The 16356-nt window shown below is 56.6% G+C and carries 12 protein-coding genes; 5 read left to right on the forward strand and 7 right to left on the reverse strand.

Translation table 11 applies throughout. The features are described from left to right. Positions 1 to 76: 76 nt before the first annotated feature. From R3F50_07400 to R3F50_07420, 5 genes are all read right to left on the reverse strand, one after another. Positions 77 to 3340: a glycosyltransferase gene (locus tag R3F50_07400; GenBank protein ID MEZ5490129.1), complete on the reverse strand. Its 3264-nt coding sequence runs from the start codon at positions 3338 to 3340 to the stop codon at positions 77 to 79. A 36-nt stretch (positions 3341 to 3376) separates the two neighbouring features. Further along, positions 3377 to 4087: a DUF484 family protein gene (locus R3F50_07405; GenBank protein MEZ5490130.1), complete on the reverse strand. Its 711-nt coding sequence runs from the start codon at positions 4085 to 4087 to the stop codon at positions 3377 to 3379. Then, positions 4084 to 4926: a diaminopimelate epimerase gene (gene dapF, locus R3F50_07410; protein MEZ5490131.1), complete on the reverse strand. Its 843-nt coding sequence runs from the start codon at positions 4924 to 4926 to the stop codon at positions 4084 to 4086. The genes R3F50_07405 and dapF overlap by 4 nt, the downstream gene beginning before the upstream one ends. 78 nt (positions 4927 to 5004) lie before the next feature. After that, positions 5005 to 6255: a diaminopimelate decarboxylase gene (gene lysA, locus R3F50_07415; GenBank protein ID MEZ5490132.1), complete on the reverse strand. Its 1251-nt coding sequence runs from the start codon at positions 6253 to 6255 to the stop codon at positions 5005 to 5007. A 54-nt stretch (positions 6256 to 6309) separates the two neighbouring features. Beyond that, complete coding sequence (locus tag R3F50_07420; GenBank protein MEZ5490133.1) at positions 6310 to 6456, reverse strand: lipoprotein; 147 nt, start codon at positions 6454 to 6456, stop codon at positions 6310 to 6312. 290 nt (positions 6457 to 6746) lie between these two features. Here R3F50_07420 and R3F50_07425 point away from each other — a divergent pair, with 290 nt between their 5' ends. The 3 genes from R3F50_07425 to R3F50_07435 are packed head-to-tail and all read left to right on the forward strand — an operon-like array spanning position 6747 to position 10464. Further along, on the forward strand, positions 6747 to 7673 hold the full coding sequence (locus tag R3F50_07425; GenBank protein ID MEZ5490134.1) for an ATP-binding cassette domain-containing protein: 927 nt from the start codon (positions 6747 to 6749) through the stop codon (positions 7671 to 7673). Between the two features lie 12 nt (positions 7674 to 7685). Further along, positions 7686 to 8420, forward strand: a complete 735-nt coding sequence (locus R3F50_07430) for an ABC transporter permease subunit (GenBank protein ID MEZ5490135.1) — start codon at positions 7686 to 7688, stop codon at positions 8418 to 8420. 34 nt (positions 8421 to 8454) lie between these two features. Next, a complete protein-coding gene (locus R3F50_07435) occupies positions 8455 to 10464 on the forward strand; it encodes a Gldg family protein (protein ID MEZ5490136.1) in 2010 nt (669 codons plus the stop codon). Positions 10465 to 11038: 574 nt separating this feature from the next. Here R3F50_07435 and R3F50_07440 read toward each other — a convergent pair. Beyond that, entirely contained in the window at positions 11039 to 12373 is a 1335-nt protein-coding gene (locus R3F50_07440; GenBank protein ID MEZ5490137.1) for an ATP-binding protein, read from the reverse strand. After that, on the reverse strand, positions 12370 to 13071 hold the full coding sequence (locus R3F50_07445; protein ID MEZ5490138.1) for a response regulator transcription factor: 702 nt from the start codon (positions 13069 to 13071) through the stop codon (positions 12370 to 12372). The genes R3F50_07440 and R3F50_07445 overlap by 4 nt, the downstream gene beginning before the upstream one ends. Before the next feature lie 182 nt (positions 13072 to 13253). On the opposite strand from R3F50_07445, the gene R3F50_07450 reads away from it, so the two are divergent. Further along, positions 13254 to 15143, forward strand: coding sequence for an ATP-binding cassette domain-containing protein (locus R3F50_07450; protein MEZ5490139.1), 1890 nt, complete (start codon positions 13254 to 13256; stop codon positions 15141 to 15143). Between the two features lie 98 nt (positions 15144 to 15241). Next, entirely contained in the window at positions 15242 to 16318 is a 1077-nt protein-coding gene (locus R3F50_07455; protein MEZ5490140.1) for a trypsin-like peptidase domain-containing protein, read from the forward strand. The last annotated feature ends 38 nt before the right edge of the window (positions 16319 to 16356 follow it).

A 16356-nucleotide genomic window follows, 5' to 3' on the forward strand; every position in this document is an offset into this window, starting at 1 on the left:
ACTAATTACCACAGTGCTCTGGCCTTAAGACGGGTACGCTGGTGTAGAATTGCATGCCCGATTGACCTGCCTCCAGCTATTCTTCCTTCGATGCAGCTTTGTTTTGAGCGGGTTCCAGCAGTTCCAGCAGTTCCAGCAGTACGGCGCGGAAACGCGCCGGTGAACAGTCCGAGGCGACGGCAGCAAGCCCGTTGCGGCGAATCTTATTCCATAGACTCTCGTCACCAAGCAACTCGATGCAGCGCTCAGCGAAGTCCTGGGGTGAGTCTGCCGTAAGCAGTTGTTTGCGGTTCTCCCAGCCAAGCTGGCTGGCCAGCAGGCTGGTGGTGACGCTGGGCACACCGTGTGCTGCCGCTTCGTGAACCTTGTGGGGAATACCGGCGGCAAACCGGGTCGGGGCGATGAATACCCGCGCGCTGTTGTAGAGCTCGTTGATGTCCCCCAGGCGGCCGTGGAAGCAGACTCCCGTTGCATCAAGCGCCTGCAGAGACGGCGCCTCGTTGTCTCCGACCACGTGAAGGATGACCGCGGGTTCAGCCGCTCTGATCAGGGGCCAAACGTGTGAGATAAACCAGTGCAGCGAATCGACGTTGGGAGAATCCTCGTCGCGCAGCGCACCGACAAACAGCAGGCCCGCCCGCTGAGTAAAATTCTTTTCCCCGGGGACGGGGTGCAGGCTATGGCCCAGCACGACCGTATTGTTGAACCCGTGCTGCCCGTAGATAGCCGCTTCCTGGTCAGATACCGCAACGATCCGGTCGGCTGTTCTGGCGGCAGAGATCTCCTGTTCCACGAGGTCAAACCGTTCCCGCTCGGGGACAGTCTCTCCCTGCAGCTCACGTTGGAGTATCTCCCTGGGTGCGGTTATCGCCTCCGCGTCGTAAATCAGCCTTGCGCCGTCGAACAGGTCCGGCTGTGCGGCAAGCACCTCATTGACAACCTGCATGTTGTGTATGCGGCTGACAATGACAGTGGAGTAAAAGCCCCGTCGTTTCTGCAGGAATTCCGAAAGTCTCTGTAGACCTAGATCAAGCATCACTTCAATAGTGTCTGGCAGCGTGTCGTAGGTTTCCCGCCAGGATTCCTCCGGGAACTGCAACGGATAGAGCGTCACATTAAAGCCGGAGCTTGCCAGTAAGGAAAGGATTTCACGACAGCGGGGGTAACCGGAGCCCAGGCTGGCATGGGGTACCCGGTCATCGATAACCAGCACATTGGGCTGGTTGTTGGCAGTGCGGCTGAACAGAGCCGGCTCCGCTGCAACCGGGTGCCGGCGGGCAAGGTATTGCGGGTGTTTAGCCTGCAGCACCTGTCGGTGTTTTTCCTGTAACTGGCCGGCTTTTTCCTGCCCGCCGGAGCTGGCGAATTCGTAGTGCGTGATCACGGCATTGGGGTCGTAAATCACCTTCAGGCCCCGTTCCTGCAGGCGAATACAGAAATCCGAATCCTCGTAATAGGCCGGCGCATAATCCAGGTCGAAGCCATCCATGGACCTGAACAGCGCCGTTTCGCAGAGCAGGAAAGCACCGGAACAGTAATCGACCGGGCGGCTGAACATGAACTCAGGCGCGTCGGCAATGCCATGGCGACCGTAACCCAGGCAGCCGCCATCGTCGAAAATAATGCTGCCGGCTTCCTGCAGGCTGCCGTCCAGCAACAGGATGCGCCCCCCAACTGCGCCGGCATCCGGTGTCCGCTGCAGTGTTTCAATGGCGGACTCGATGGAATAAAGATGCAGCATTGCATCATTATTCAGCAGCAGCAGGTATCTGCCCCGGCAATGTTCAACGCCCTGGTTTACCGCTCTGACAAAGCCTTCGTTGTCGGCGTTGTTGATGACCGTTACGTTGGTCAGTTTACTCAGCAGGCGGTCAGTCTCATCCGCTGATGCGTTATTCACGATGACCAGTTCATAGGGGGCCGGAGCAAACTTGAGTATCGATTCGATGCACAGCAGCGTAAGGGGAGCCTGGTTGTAAAGAACGAGGAGGATCGAAACCAGAGGCTGTTCGCTGGGGGGAATGGCCAGCGTGTTGTCTGATTGCAGAAAACGCTGCAGATTGAGCTCGGCTGCCTGGCGATAACGGCTCTTGGTATCCGCTTCAAGTTGCGGGCTGTGATTTTCTTCGTCCAGCGGCAGCTGTGTGTCGCCTTCAAGAGCGGGAATGATTAATTCTGTACCGTAACGCCAAAAATGTAGTCTCTTTTTCAGCGGGAACAACAGGACTGCATCAAGTAGCCGTTTAGCCCTTCTGAAGGGGCCCATCAACCGCCAGCTCGGCAGGGTATAAATTGCATTCAGCCGGGATTCCAGTTCCTTTATATGTCTGTCACGGTGCAGGTCCGACAGGGCGTGCTGACGCTTTACGCGCTGCAGGGTCTTACGCAGCTCTTCGGACTCCCGTGCCAGTGCAGCGGATTCCCGGGTGCTCTTGTCGAGCAGGGCTCGCAGGCTGGCGGCATAGGAATCCATTTCCTGAACCTTCTGTTTTTTCTCATTGAGCTCCAGTGCGACTCGGCTGAGTTCTGTCGCGGCTGCATTGAACTCCGAACGGGAGACGGTTGCACCTATCAACTCATTGACCTGTTCTGCAGTCCACCGGGCTTTCCATTTTCCATAGAGCTTTGTCCGGGCCTCCGCGAGGAGCTGGCCATGTCTGAACTTCGCTTCATGGTTGATGTTGTCGGTTTCAGAGCCGCCACCCTGTCGATAGAAAGCGGTCATCTCGTCAATATGGAGAAAATCGGTTTGCTGGGCTAACTGCAGCCAGAAATCCCAGTCTTCATAAATGGCCAGTGACTCGTCGAAGCGGCAACCATCCTGCAGCAACCGACGGCTGAACAGCATGGCATGAATGGGGATGTAGTTGTCCAGCCGGAGTAGTGTCGCGTCGAATTCATGCTCGAAAACCTCATCCAGCAGGTTGCCCTGGGGATCTGCCTTACGGGTAGAGCTGTAGGCCGCCTGCACCGCAGGATTGGCCCCCAGAGCCGCAACCAGATTGCCGATGTGTTCCGGGGCAATCCAGTCGTCCTCGTCCAGAAACAGCAGATACTCGCCGTGACTGGCTTCCAGGCCCAGGTTGGCGGCGAGTGGTCGTGGCAATGGTGAGCCGTTAGAGACAGGGTGGATTGGCACATCCGTCCCGGTCGGCCAGGCATCAAGGGTGTCTTTCAGAGTGCCTGTGCCGGCCGCATCGACCAGAACGATTTCCAGCGGGCGGTAATGTTGGGCCGCGATGGACTGCAGCGCCTCGTCCAGCTCCGGTCGTCCGGTGGTCCTTACGATAACCGAAACGAGCGGGGTCTGAGGCCCGCCTCCATTATCGATATCGGTCATGGAGTTACTCTCCGGGCAATTTGGATCGGGCGCATGTTACCGGGAGAGATGGCCTTCCAGCATGGCGGCAATGGCGCTGCCAATGAAATCCAGAAACAGAGTGTCAAGGTTGACGTTGAAATAATGGTTTTTCCGACTGGCAATTGCGAGGATTCCCAGTGTCTTGTCGTCGTGCATGATGGGGCACAGCGCGGTTGATCTGATGAGGCTTCCCTGATCGCCAAACAGGCAGTTGAGTTGCTCAGCAGACGGTTTACCGCAGTGGGTATGATTGAGCCTGAAGACATCGGCAAAGGTTACCGCCAGCTCCTGTGACGGGGCTTCGCCGGGAGCGGAATCCGGGTTGTAGCGGGGATCGAGTATCAGTTCGCAGGCATCGATGGCATCCTGGGCGAGAAATGTGTCCCGCACCGACTCGATCATCCTGTCCGCCGAATCCGCGCGCAACAGCGCCAGCACCAGGCTGCGGGTAATTTCGAAAAACTGGTCATTCTTGCTGGCGTTCTCCAACAGATTGCCCAGTTGCTCCCGGGTCGAGTAGTTGCGCTCTCTGAGCAGCGAGACCTGCCGTTCCAGCAGGGAAACCGCCTGGCCGCTCTCGTGGGGCAGGGTCAGCTCGGCCAGCAGTTCCTGATGGGCAAGAAAGAAGTCCGGGTTCTCGCTCAGGTAGGCAGCCACCTGGTCTGCTGTAACTGTTTCTGCCGCGGCGTCTGGCAGCTGATGGGCTGCGCCTGATTCGTTCTTCATAGTTCAAAACTCCCCTCGAATACTGTTCTGGCCGGGCCGGTCATCATGACCGAATCGCTACCCTGATCCCAGGACACTGTCAGTTCGCCGCCCCGCAAAGTAAGCTGCACGGTTGCGTCTAACAGGCCCAGGCGTCGGCCTGCCACCATGGCGGCGCAGGCTCCGGTACCACAAGCCAGGGTTTCTCCTGCCCCGCGCTCAAATACCCGCAGTTTCACCCGGCTGCTGTTTTCTATCTCCATGAAGCCCACGTTGACCCCCGCAGGGAAATCCGGATGGCTTCCAAGTGCTTTACCAAGGGCCTCCACCGGCGTACTGGCCAATTTATCCACAACAAGCACGGCATGGGGGTTTCCCATGGAGAGTGCGGAAAATTCCACCGCCATCGATCTTCCATCGAGTTCCAGTGTGCGTCGATAGAGTCTGGCCGGTTCGGAAGTCCTGAAAGGTATGTCGGCAGGATTGAAAATTGGCCTACCCATATCTACCGTAACCTGGCCATCAGGCTGAATAGCCAGCTCCAGGACCCGGTTGACTGTTTTTACCCGGATGGGGTTCCTGTCGGTCAAACCGTGATCGTGCACAAACCTGGCAAAACACCGGGCACCATTGCCACAGTGTTCAACTTCCTGCCCGTCGGCATTGTAAATGCGATAGTCGAAATCCACATCGGGGCTGCTGGCGGGCTCTATCTGCAGCAACTGGTCAAAACCGACCCCGAAATGGCGATCCGCCAGCTGATGGATTCGCTCGCTGCTCAGTTGCACCGGATTAGTGACCAGATCCAGCACGAGGAAATCATTCCCCAGGCCATGCATCTTGGTGAATGGTACTTTCATCGGTATTCCCGTTGACGTTTGCGTTGCTGATCTTATCGGCCCGCAGGCTGAATCGCCAGGCCAGAGCGCCAGGGCAACTCAGACCGGCAACAGCTGTTCCAGAGACAGTTGATCCGCCAGGGTTTCCCGTTGCCGCACCAGAAAGGATTGCTCACCGTCCACCATGACTTCCGGGACGCGATTGCGGGAGTTGTAGTTGGAACTCATCACGAAACCATAGGCGCCGGCGGAACACACGGCCAACAGGTCCCCGGCCTGCACGGCAAGCTGCCGGTCTTTGCCTAGAAAGTCGGCGGACTCACAGACCGGCCCCACCACGTCGCAAACCACCGGGACGGCTTCGTCCCGTGGCCGCACAGCAATGATATTCTGCCAGGCTCCATAGAGGGCCGGGCGCAACAGGTCGTTCATGGCGCCGTCGACAATGACAAACTGCTTGTCCGGAGTCTCCTTGATATATTCCACTCTGGTCAGGAAGATGCCGGCATTGGCGGCTATTGAACGGCCCGGTTCCAGCAGCAGGGTCAGGTTTCTGCCACTCAGCCGTTGCTGGATCGCCGTGACAAGCTGGCCGGGTGTCGGCGGCTGTTCGGACTTATAAGTCACGCCAAGCCCGCCGCCCAGGTCCAGATGTCTGATCGATATGCCGCTCTGGTCGAGCTGATCGATGATACTCAGCAGCCGATCCAGCGTGTCCAGGTAGGGGGCGATGTCGGTGAGCTGTGAACCGATGTGGCAGTCGATTCCTATCACTTCGATATTTGGCAGCTTCGCCGCCTGCTGGTAAACCCCCAGGGCAGCGTCGCTGTCGATACCGAACTTGTTTTCCTTCAGGCCGGTGGAAATATAAGGATGAGTGCCGGCATCCACGTCAGGATTCACCCGCAACGATACCGGTGCCTGGCGCCCCAGACGTGTCGCTACCTGGCTGATACGCACCAGCTCGGCTTCTGATTCAACATTGAAGCAGTGAATACCGACCTCCAGCGCCATTTCTATTTCTTCGACAGACTTGCCGACGCCGGAGAAAATCACCTTCTCCGGGTCTCCACCCGCCCTGATTACCCGCTGCAGTTCACCGGCGGACACGATATCGAAGCCGGCACCCAGCCGGGCCAATACCTGCAGCACGGCCAGGTTGGAATTGGCTTTGACGGCATAGCAGATCAGATGCGGTGTGTCGCGCAGGGCTTCTTCATAGGCCTGGTAATTGCTTTCAAGGCTCGCCCGCGAGTAGACGAAGCAGGGCGTACCGTGGCGATCGGCCAACTCTGTCAATGACACCTGCTCGGCGAACAGTTCACCGTGCCTGTACGAAAATGCTTCCATGTCTGCATCTGCCATTAAGAATGAATCGGGAGGGACTTTCCAACGGGTGCGGAATCAGCGGAACGCTGTTTCTGGTGCCTGTGCCGCTATGACCACGGCCAGGTTACCGCTATCCTGGCGCCTCAGAGGCCCTTTCTGCCCGCAGCCGGTGAGGCCCGCGGCCAGGGTGGCCAGTAAAAGTAGTGAAGCGATCTTTGTCATGCTGCTGCGGCTCTATCCCGTTGCTGCTGCGAAATTAAGCGTGAAAACCGGCAATTATACCCGTGAATGGCTGGTAAACACAGATTGCTGAAACTCCGTATAACCGGCAATAAAAGCTGAGGCCTGCTCCGGGGCGCAGTCGCAAATCGTGTAAACCAGTGATGCCTTGAAAAATGCAGGTAGCACCCCTATAGTAGCCGATCTCTAATTTTCGTCGGTTTTACAGAACATTACCTGGTTTCAGGCTTCATTGGCCTGCACTGCGAACGGAATAAAAACGGACTGACAGCATGATCGAAATAAGCCATCTGACTAAAAAATTCGACCAGTTCACGGCCGTCGACGATCTGAGCTTCACTGTCTCTGAAGGAGAAGTACTGGGATTTCTGGGTCCAAACGGTGCCGGTAAATCGACTACCATGAAGGTAATCACCGGTTTTCTCGGACCTACCAGTGGCTCGGTCAAGATCGATGGCTACGACATCACCACCAGCCCTATCGAGGCCAAATCTCTGATCGGTTATCTCCCCGAGGGTGCGCCCAGCTACGGCGACATGACAACCCTGGACTTCCTTAACTTCATTGCCGAAGTCAGGGGTTTCCGGGGCGATGAAGTGCGACAGCGCGTTGAACACGTCATCGAGGAGGTGGCTCTGTCGGAGGTGCGTCACCAGATCATCGATACCCTGTCCAAGGGATTCAAGCGCCGGGTGGGTCTTGCCCAGGCCATCATGTATGATCCCAAGGTGTTGATTCTGGACGAGCCCACCGACGGCCTGGATCCCAATCAGAAACACCATGTGCGGGAGCTGATCAGGAACCTGGCGCGGGACAAGATTGTCATTATCTCCACGCATATTCTCGAAGAAGTAAACGCCGTCTGCACCCGGGCTATCATCATCAATCACGGTCGTATCGTCGCCGATGGCACGCCTGCGGAACTGGAGGCGCGGTCCCGTCTGCACCAGGCCATCAGCATCCGGCTTACCGGGGATTATGATCTGGCTGCCGACCTCAGGGATGTAGCGGGGGTCGATCACGTGGAGCAGAACGCCGAAGACCGGCTCAATTACACCATTCTCGCCAAAGATGGAAAGCCGATATTTCAGACTGTTTCCGAACTGGCCCAGGCCAAGAGCTGGCCGGTGTCGGAATTTCACATCAACAAGGGGCAACTGGAAGACGTGTTCCGAACCGTGACCCAGGGTACGAACTAAGGAGCCGCTGTGATGAACAATTTAGGAATCATTTGTAAACGGGAACTGGCCAGTTATTTTGCGACCCCACTGGCCTACATCTTCATTGTTATTTTCCTGATCATGAACGGTATTTTCACTTTCGACCTGGGCGGTTTCTATCTCCGTGGTCAGGCGGATCTGTTGCCGTTCTTCAGCTTTCATCCCTGGTTATACCTGTTCATGGTGCCTGCGGTGGCCATGGGCCTGTGGGCTGATGAACGTAAGACCGGTACTATCGAGCTGTTGATGACCCTGCCGGTCAAACTGTCAGAAGCGGTACTGGGCAAGTTTCTCGCTGCGTGGGCACTGACCGGCATTGCCCTGGCCCTGACTTTCCCGCTCTGGCTTACCGTCAACTACCTGGGCGATCCCGACAATGGGGTCATCTTTGCCGCTTACCTCGGCAGCTGGTTCATGGCGGGGGGCTTCCTGGCCATAGGATCCTGTATGTCTGCCAGCACCAGGAATCCGGTGATAGCTTTTATTCTGACCGTCAGCATCTGTTTCCTGTTTGTGGTCATGGGCTCGCCCATCGTGCTTAACGCCTTTCCGGAGTGGCTGCCGCAGTTTATCGTCGATGCTTTTGCGGCAATGGGATTCATGACGCACTTCGATTCCATCAGCAAGGGAGTGCTGGATATCAGGGATATCCTGTTCTTTGCCGTGTTTATTCTGGCCTGGCTGATGGCCAGCGCTGTGGTCATCGAGATCAAGAAAGCCAACTAGAAACAACTGATAATGAGCTTTAGAGAATTCGAACATGAACAGTAAGACTTTATTTTCTACGACCGGTCTGATCTCTATCGCGGTGTTCCTGCTGTTTTCTGTGCTGGTCATAAGCCTGTTTCCCTCCATTCGTGTGGATCTGACCGAAGACAATCTTTATTCGCTGTCGGAGGGAACCCGGAATATTGTTGCGGACCTCGATAAACCCATCGAGCTGATTTTCTTCTATTCTGATCGAGCCACCGAGGACGTTCCCCAGATACGTAGTTACGCAACCCGTGTGCAGGAACTGCTTGAGGAAATCGTTCTGGCCAGCGACGGCAATCTGTCTTTAAGACTGGTTGATCCAGAACCATTTTCTGAAGATGAGGATCTGGCTACGGGATTCGGCATTCAGGCAGTGCCCATCACCCAGGGGGGTGAGGAAGTTTATTTTGGTCTGGTGGTGGTCGAGGAGCCCGAAGATGTAGCCACGCCAATGTCAGCGCTGGTATCAGAGACCATGCCGCTGATTCGGCCCGACCAGGAAGAATTCCTGGAATATGAATTCATGAAGCTGATTACCCGGGTAGAAAACCCGGATCGACAGGTGGTCGGCCTGATTACTGAACTGGCAGTGGACGGCGGTTTCAATCCTGCTTTCGGGCAGCCGACTCCGGCCTGGATGGTCATGGACATCATGCGTCAGCTCTATGAAGTGCGCCGCGTGGACATAACCGCCGGTGAGATCGATGAGGATATCGATATCCTGTTTATCGTTCACCCGGAAGGCCTGTCAGATCAGATGCGTTATGCCATTGACCAGCACATTCTGCGCAATGGCAAGGCCATGGTGTTTCTGGACCCGAATGCCGAGTCCATGATCGAGCGTAATCAGTTCGGCACTACCATTCCGGCCGGCTTCGGTTCCGACATTCCTGACCTGCTGTCAGCCTGGGGAGTTGAGTACGACAGCCTGAAGGTTCTGACCGATGCGGATATGGCCTTGCGGGTCATGCTTGGCCAGGGCTCTCGACCGGTGTCCCATCTGGGCATGCTGGGCGTGCAGCGCAATGGCCTGACAGCCGACGATATCGTTACCAGCCGCCTGGAAGCGGTCAACGTCTCTTCGGCCGGTGCCATAAGCCCCGCCGAGGGCGCCACCACCCGCTTCGAACCGCTGTTGCAGTCGAGCAGCAATGCCATGCTCATGAATGTCGGTGTGTTTCAGGACGTGGATGACCCTTCAGTATTATTTGATGAATTTGAATCCGCCAACCAGCGCTTCACCATAGCCGCACGCGTCAGCGGCGTTATCAACTCGGCCTTCCCTGAAGGGGCGCCGGTTTTGGAAGAAGAAGCCGAAGAGGCCGTCAGTGACGAAGAGGCGGAAGCGACAGCGAATGGAGACCAGGCGACTGATAGCGATTCTGACCAGGAAGCCACCGAAGCGGAGGAAAGCGCTGAGGAGGAACCGCAACGGGAACACCTGACGACTTCCGCAGGCGAGGTAAACCTGATCGTGTTTGCCGACACAGATGTACTCGGTGACCGCTTATGGGTACAGATTTCCCAGTTCCTGGGACAACGTATTCCTCAGCCGTTTGCCAACAACGGCGACTTTGTAGTCAACAGCCTCGACAACCTCAGTGGTGGCGCTGACCTGGTAAGCATCCGCAGCCGCGGTCGCTACTCCAGGCCCTTTACCCGGGTGCTGGATCTGCAGCGGGAAGCCGATGATCGTCTGCGTCAGGAGGAAGCCGTATTGCTGGATACCCTGTCCGCTTCCGAGGAGACCCTCAACGAACTCAGCCGGGATGAGGAAGGAAATCCGATTCTGCAGATTACCCCTGAGGTTCAGCAGGAGATAGACCGGGTCAACGGCGAGATTCTGGAAACCCGTCGGCGACTGCGGGATGTGCGTTTTCAGTTGAACGCGGATATTGAGAGACTTGGCTCCAATTTAAAGCTTATCAATACGGTGCTGATCCCGGTCCTGCTGACAATTCTGATGCTGGTACTGGCCTGGTTCAGAGCTCAGCGGCGGAAACCGTCCGGCGTGTGATTTGTCGGACGCGTGGTTGCGAGGGCTGGATGTGTGTTGTTTGCGTTGGGGTCGGGCTTAGTTGTTGTTTAGGGTAGTCGGCGGTATGTGGCTTCGAGCGGCGCGGCCTGGCGGGGTGTTGCGCTGCTGCGGCCCGCGCCCCTCAGAGGCTCCTTAATGCCCTGGAGGGCGGTCATTTTTCGCCGTTCAGCGCTGGTCCTTGATTGCAGCCGCACAACACCCCGCCAGGCCGCACCTTGCACTTGTGTAGCATCCCTGTTGTCGTGGCTTCGCTTTTTCAGATTCTGAAAACAGCGCCTCGCGTTGAATGTTGCACTGAGCACCGTTCCAGGAGAGTCTGAGGACGGAGCGATCAAAACGCAGCACCGACTGACCGAAGGAGACCGCTTGCGGGCTCCTGACCGAGGGAGGGAACCCCGGAGGGGTGCAAGTTGCGGAGGATCAGACTCTTCTGGGGCGGTGCGGACTTAAATCGTGCACCCTCAACCTTTCCAGACAACATAACGATAGCTTGCCCCAAAGTGGTGTGGCGTCGCTAAAGGCACAGTGCCAAAAAATCAAAAGCACGAAAAATCTAGTTTTTAGATTTGAATTCCGGAGGCTCACGGGGAATGGTGATGGTGATGTGGGTGCCTTTGTTCACTTCGCTGCTGATTACGATGCTGCCGCCATGGGCCTCGGCGATCAGCTTGCAGAGATACAGGCCCAGACCGAAACCGCCGGTGTTGCGCTGCCGGGCGCTGTCCGCCCGGTAAAAAGGTTCGGTGATATCCACCAGGTGCTCCTCGGCAATACCTTCCCCCTGGTCGATAACTTCGATGGTGGCGGAGTCGTCGACAAACCCGAGATTCACGTTGATGGGGTTGCCTCTGCCGTGTCGCACCGCATTGTTCAGCAGGTTGGTAATCAACAGGCGGATGCGCAGCTTGTCGAGGACAAAACTTTCGTCATGTTCAGGGCCCCTGAACAGTATTTTTGAGCTGTCGCTGGTAAAACTTTCCACTACAGATTCGATAAAATCGGATAAGTCGACCTCTTCAGTGACCAGCACCGAGTGAGTATTATTGAGTCGCTCTGCTTCCAGCAGGTCCGAAATCAGCAGATCGATTTCATTGATGTCGTCCAGCAGAGCATCCTTGGTTTTGTCATCGTCCATGAATTCCAGCTGCAGTTTGGCCCGGGTGATGGGTGTGCGCAGTTCGTGGCTAATGGCGAGCAGCAGTTGTCGCTTCGCTTCCAGCATGGACTGCAGCGAGTCGGCCATGTGGTTTACACTGGCAGTGAGTTCGCCCAGTTCATCCTGGCGGTCAGTCTGAACACGATAGCCCAGATCACCGTGCTGAATCCGCTCCGCCCCCTCCTTGAGCAATCTCACAGGAGCCAGCAGACGGCTGATCAGGAAATAGTTCAGGAACAGTACGATGGCGGCAATGCCCAGGCCGAAATACAGCACCACGTAATTGAAGTCGGTGGAATCGAGGAAGCGTTGGTGCATGTAGAAGCGGTAGCCATTACGCTCTACGACGATGATGTCCTCGTCGTTCCAGGTGCGGATTTCAGCATCACCGGACAGTGTGCGGCTGAACTCCGCCAGCTCGACCGGCAGGCGGTAATCGCTGTCTGAGCGCCAGACCATAACCGGATGCTCGATGCGAATCGTCCACTCCAGATCCTGGGCCAGCAGCGCGGCCACTTCCAGGTCGGGAGGTGTGCCGATATCGTCGATGATTATGGTCTCGAAATTACGGACAAAATAATCCGGAATCTCGATAATCTGATTGCTGTTGATCTGGTTGAGCTGTTGCAGAGAGATATAGATGATGGCAAAGATCAGAATGACGGTCAGGCCGAAGATCAGCAGCAGGCGAAGAAAAAGTGAGCGCTTGACCTGGGTGAGCAGCGGCGTCATTTATCCGCCCCGACAAAAGTGTAGCCACGTCCCCACACGGTTTTGATAAACCGAGGAGTTTTGGACGTATCCTTCAACTTATGTCGCAGGCGACTGACTAGTGTGTCCACGGCCCGGGAAAATAACTCCGCATCGATGCCACGCAATTTGTTCATCAACTCGTCACGAGTAAATGTCTTGTTGGGAGACTGCATGAACAGCAGGAGCAGTTCGTACTCCATGGTGGTCAGTTCCAGCAACTCGCCATCCAGCTTGGCTTCTCGGCGTGCTAAGTCTATTTCAAGCCCGTCCACCGGCTTGACTTCTTTCGGGGCCGCACCTTCGTCACTCGTGCGGCGGAGAATGTTATGGATTCTGGCTACCAGTTCCCGGGGTTCGAAGGGTTTGGAAAGGTAGTCGTCGGCGCCCAGCTCCAGGCCAACGATCCGATCGGTTACCTCCCCATGGGCAGTGAGCATGAGGATGGGCAACTGACCATAAACAGAAGACTTGGCGCGTATTTCCCGACAGATTTCAAATCCGTCTTTTTCAGGCAGCATGACGTCGAGTATCAGCAGATCCGGTTTGATACGCCTGAGGAGTTCGAAGCCGCGCGACGGCAAATGGGCCACGTGCACCGTCATGTCATAGCGCTCGAGGTACTGTGTCAGCAGCTGACACAGCTTTTCGTCGTCGTCGATAATCAGGATATTTTTCATGTTGTCTGGTCCGGGATTCCGGCGGAAGAGTCCCAGGTTCCTGTATAATTGCGCGGACATCAGGCCCGCTAAGCGGGCCAGGGTCGTCCGGCAATAGTACGAAGAAGGACCGCTGAAATCAATCACTTACCTGAACAGCCTACAGAATCAATCAAAACCTCCGCAGCTGAGTCAAAGAAGCCATGATATCCCTTCAGAATGCCAGCCTGCATCGAGGAGCCAAGCTTCTTTTTGAGGAGGCGAGCCTGGTTATACATAACGGGCAGAAGCTGGGCGTCGTGGGCCGAAACGGAACCGGCAAGTCGAGCCTGTTCGCCTGCCTGCAGGGGCGGCTGGGCCTCGACCAGGGGCAGCTCAGTCTGCCGGACGGATTGCGAATAGCCGCCATGGCGCAGGAAACCGGGGGAACCTCCCGTAGCGGCGTCGACCATGTCATAGATGGCGATGATCACTATCGGCAGCTTGAGAAGCAGCTGCTGGAGGCGGAGCAGGCTGACGATCAGCAGCAGGTGGGCCGACTGCATGGTGAACTGGATCAGATAGACGGTTACACGGTCAGGCACCGGGCTGAAAAACTGCTGTCCGGCCTGGGATTCAAACCTGCTGAGTTCGACAGGCCGGTCAGCAGTTTTTCCGGTGGCTGGCGGGTTCGCCTGAATCTTGCGGCGGCATTGATGAGCCCCTCCGACCTGCTGTTGCTGGACGAGCCCACCAACCACCTGGACCTGGAAGCAACACTATGGCTCGAGCAGTGGCTGGTCGGTTACCAGGGTACCTTGCTGATCATTTCCCATGATCGTGAATTTCTGGATAAAGTCATTGGTCATGTGGTCAGCTTTGAGAACGGCAGGCTGCAGTTATACAAGGGTAATTTCAGTGCCTTCGAAAAGCAGCGCGCTGCCAGGCTGGCGCTGGAGCGATCATTCTTCGAGAAGCAGCAGCGGCGCCGCACCGAGATTGAAGATTTTGTCAGGCGTTTCAGGGCCAAGGCGACCAAGGCGAAACAGGCGCAGAGCCGGATCAAGGAACTCCAGCGCATGGAGGACATTGTGCTGGCCCATGTGGATTCCCCATTTCAGTTCCGGTTCCGCGAGCCGGTCAAGCTGCCTGAGCACCTGTTAGGGATTCATCACCTGGATATAGGTTTCAGCGAGCCACTGGTCAGGGATGTCAATCTGGCTATCCAGGCCGGCAGCCGAATTGGTTTGTTGGGGGTGAATGGCTGTGGCAAGTCGACTTTGCTGAAAATACTGGCGGGAGAACTGGCTCCTCTCGCCGGTGAAGTGCAGACTGCCCGACATCTTCGGGTCGGATACTTTGCCCAGCACCAGGTGGATGTGCTGGATGCCGATGCCTCGCCGCTGGAGCTTTTCCTGCGCCTGGACCCGGAAGCCGATGAGCAGACCGGCCGGGACTACCTTGGCGGTTTCGATTTTCGTGGCGATCGCGCCGACAATCGGATTAAACAGTTCTCCGGCGGAGAAAAAGTACGGCTGGCGTTGGCAACCATTGCCTGGCAGAAGCCCAACCTGCTGTTGCTTGATGAACCGACCAACCATCTTGACCTGGATATGCGCCAGGCTCTCAGCGTCGCCCTGCAGGAGTTCGACGGGGCGATCATTATTGTCTCGCACGACCGCTACCTGTTAAACAACACAGTGAACGAGTTCTACGCTATCAGTGAGGGCCAGTTATCCCGTTTTGACGGTGATCTGAAGGATTACGAGAGACAGGTTCAGGCCAGCGCCGGCTACGGGCAACAGGGAGACAGCGGTGACAGCCCAGGCCAGGTCGACCGGCTGGATAAGCGGGCACAGCGCCAGCAGGCGGCGGCCAGGCGTTCCGAGTTGGCCCCGTTAAGAAAAGAGATAGCGAGACTGGAAACTCGCATGGAGAAAGTCAGCAGTCGTCTGGGCGTGATTGAGCAGGCGCTGCTGGAGTCGGAGCTATATGAAGAGCAGAATCGTAAGCGACTTAAGGACCTGTTGCAGGAGCAGGGCAACCTCAAGAATGAGCTGGAAGAAATTGAGGAAACGTGGCTGGAACTGAGTGAACAATACCAGGAGCCCTGAGCGGCCGGCAGGCCGGGCACTTGAATTTATTTCAAGCGTGCCCATTTTATACAGACCCGGAGGCGTTTCCGGGCCCGTCTGAAGGGGAGAATCATGCAATGATCAGGTTGACCGGAAAGCTCTATGCCCTGGGCCTGCTGGTACTGTTAAGCTTTGTCAGTGGCGTTACCAGTGCCCAGAACTACCTGAATTTCAAGACTAACGACGAAGAAAACAACATCGAGGTTTTCAAACAGGCCAGCCCGTCCGTAGTCTTCATCACAAACTCGCGGCTGGTGCGGTCCTATTACTCACTCAATCCCCAGGAAGTCCCCCAGGGCAGCGGCTCCGGTTTTGTCTGGAACAAGGACGGCTATGTGGTCACCAATTACCACGTAGTGCAGCAGGCCAATCGCGTCGCCGTTACCCTGCAGGATGGCAGCACTTACAATGCTACGCCGGTGGGGTTTGAGCCCAATAAAGACCTGGCAGTGTTGAAGATCGAGGCACCGGCCGACAAACTCGTGCCGGTCACGGTGGGCGATTCCTCGTTACTGGAAGTGGGGCGCAAGGTTATCGCGATCGGCAATCCTTTCGGACTGGATACCACCATGACCGTTGGCGTGGTCAGCGCTCTGGGGCGTGAAATAGACTCCATTACCCGCCGCAAGATCCGCGATGTGATCCAGACAGATGCGGCCATCAACCCGGGAAATTCCGGTGGCCCGCTGCTCAATTCTCTGGGTGAGCTGATCGGAGTGAATACGGCGATCTACAGTCCCAGCGGTGCAAGTTCCGGCATAGGCTTTGCCATTCCAATCAACACCGTAAAGAAGATAGTGCCCGATCTGATCCAGTATGGCCGGGTTCAGACTCCGGTGCTGGGTGTGTCGCTATTCTCCCAGGCCCAGGCAGACTACTACCGGCGCAACGAGGGTATAGAGGGCGTTATCGTGTTGGACGTGCTGCCCGGTGGTGATCTGGACAGACAGGGTATGCGAGGACTGACACCCAGCGCCAGCGGCTGGCTGTTGGGCGATGTTATTGTGGCTATTGACGACATGCCGGTAGGCAATGAGGATGACCTGCTCACAGTACTGGAAAGTCACCGGGCCGGCGATACGGTGACGGTCGAATCACGAAGAGGTAATGATAACCAGGAGTACCAGGTCCGCCTGATGGCTCCGCCAGATTGACAGCACTGAGGTTTCGCACTGGCCGAAGCCCAGTGCGG

The sequence above is a fragment of the Gammaproteobacteria bacterium genome (assembly GCA_041395725.1).
Lineage (GTDB): Bacteria > Pseudomonadota > Gammaproteobacteria > Pseudomonadales > Pseudohongiellaceae > NORP240.

What these genes read in the sequence shown, in the direction of transcription:
- R3F50_07425 (MEZ5490134.1), top strand. Translation starts at nt 6,747, where the DNA reads ATGATCGAAATAAGCCATCTGACTAAAAAATTCGACCAGTTCACGGCC.
- R3F50_07440 (MEZ5490137.1), bottom strand. Translation starts at nt 12,373, where the DNA reads ATGACGCCGCTGCTCACCCAGGTCAAGCGCTCACTTTTTCTTCGCCTG.
- R3F50_07420 (MEZ5490133.1), bottom strand. Translation starts at nt 6,456, where the DNA reads ATGACAAAGATCGCTTCACTACTTTTACTGGCCACCCTGGCCGCGGGC.
- R3F50_07445 (MEZ5490138.1), bottom strand. Translation starts at nt 13,071, where the DNA reads ATGAAAAATATCCTGATTATCGACGACGACGAAAAGCTGTGTCAGCTG.
- R3F50_07400 (MEZ5490129.1), bottom strand. Translation starts at nt 3,340, where the DNA reads ATGACCGATATCGATAATGGAGGCGGGCCTCAGACCCCGCTCGTTTCG.
- lysA (MEZ5490132.1), bottom strand. Translation starts at nt 6,255, where the DNA reads ATGGAAGCATTTTCGTACAGGCACGGTGAACTGTTCGCCGAGCAGGTG.
- R3F50_07450 (MEZ5490139.1), top strand. Translation starts at nt 13,254, where the DNA reads ATGATATCCCTTCAGAATGCCAGCCTGCATCGAGGAGCCAAGCTTCTT.
- R3F50_07430 (MEZ5490135.1), top strand. Translation starts at nt 7,686, where the DNA reads ATGAACAATTTAGGAATCATTTGTAAACGGGAACTGGCCAGTTATTTT.
- R3F50_07405 (MEZ5490130.1), bottom strand. Translation starts at nt 4,087, where the DNA reads ATGAAGAACGAATCAGGCGCAGCCCATCAGCTGCCAGACGCCGCGGCA.
- R3F50_07435 (MEZ5490136.1), top strand. Translation starts at nt 8,455, where the DNA reads ATGAACAGTAAGACTTTATTTTCTACGACCGGTCTGATCTCTATCGCG.
- R3F50_07455 (MEZ5490140.1), top strand. Translation starts at nt 15,242, where the DNA reads ATGATCAGGTTGACCGGAAAGCTCTATGCCCTGGGCCTGCTGGTACTG.
- dapF (MEZ5490131.1), bottom strand. Translation starts at nt 4,926, where the DNA reads ATGAAAGTACCATTCACCAAGATGCATGGCCTGGGGAATGATTTCCTC.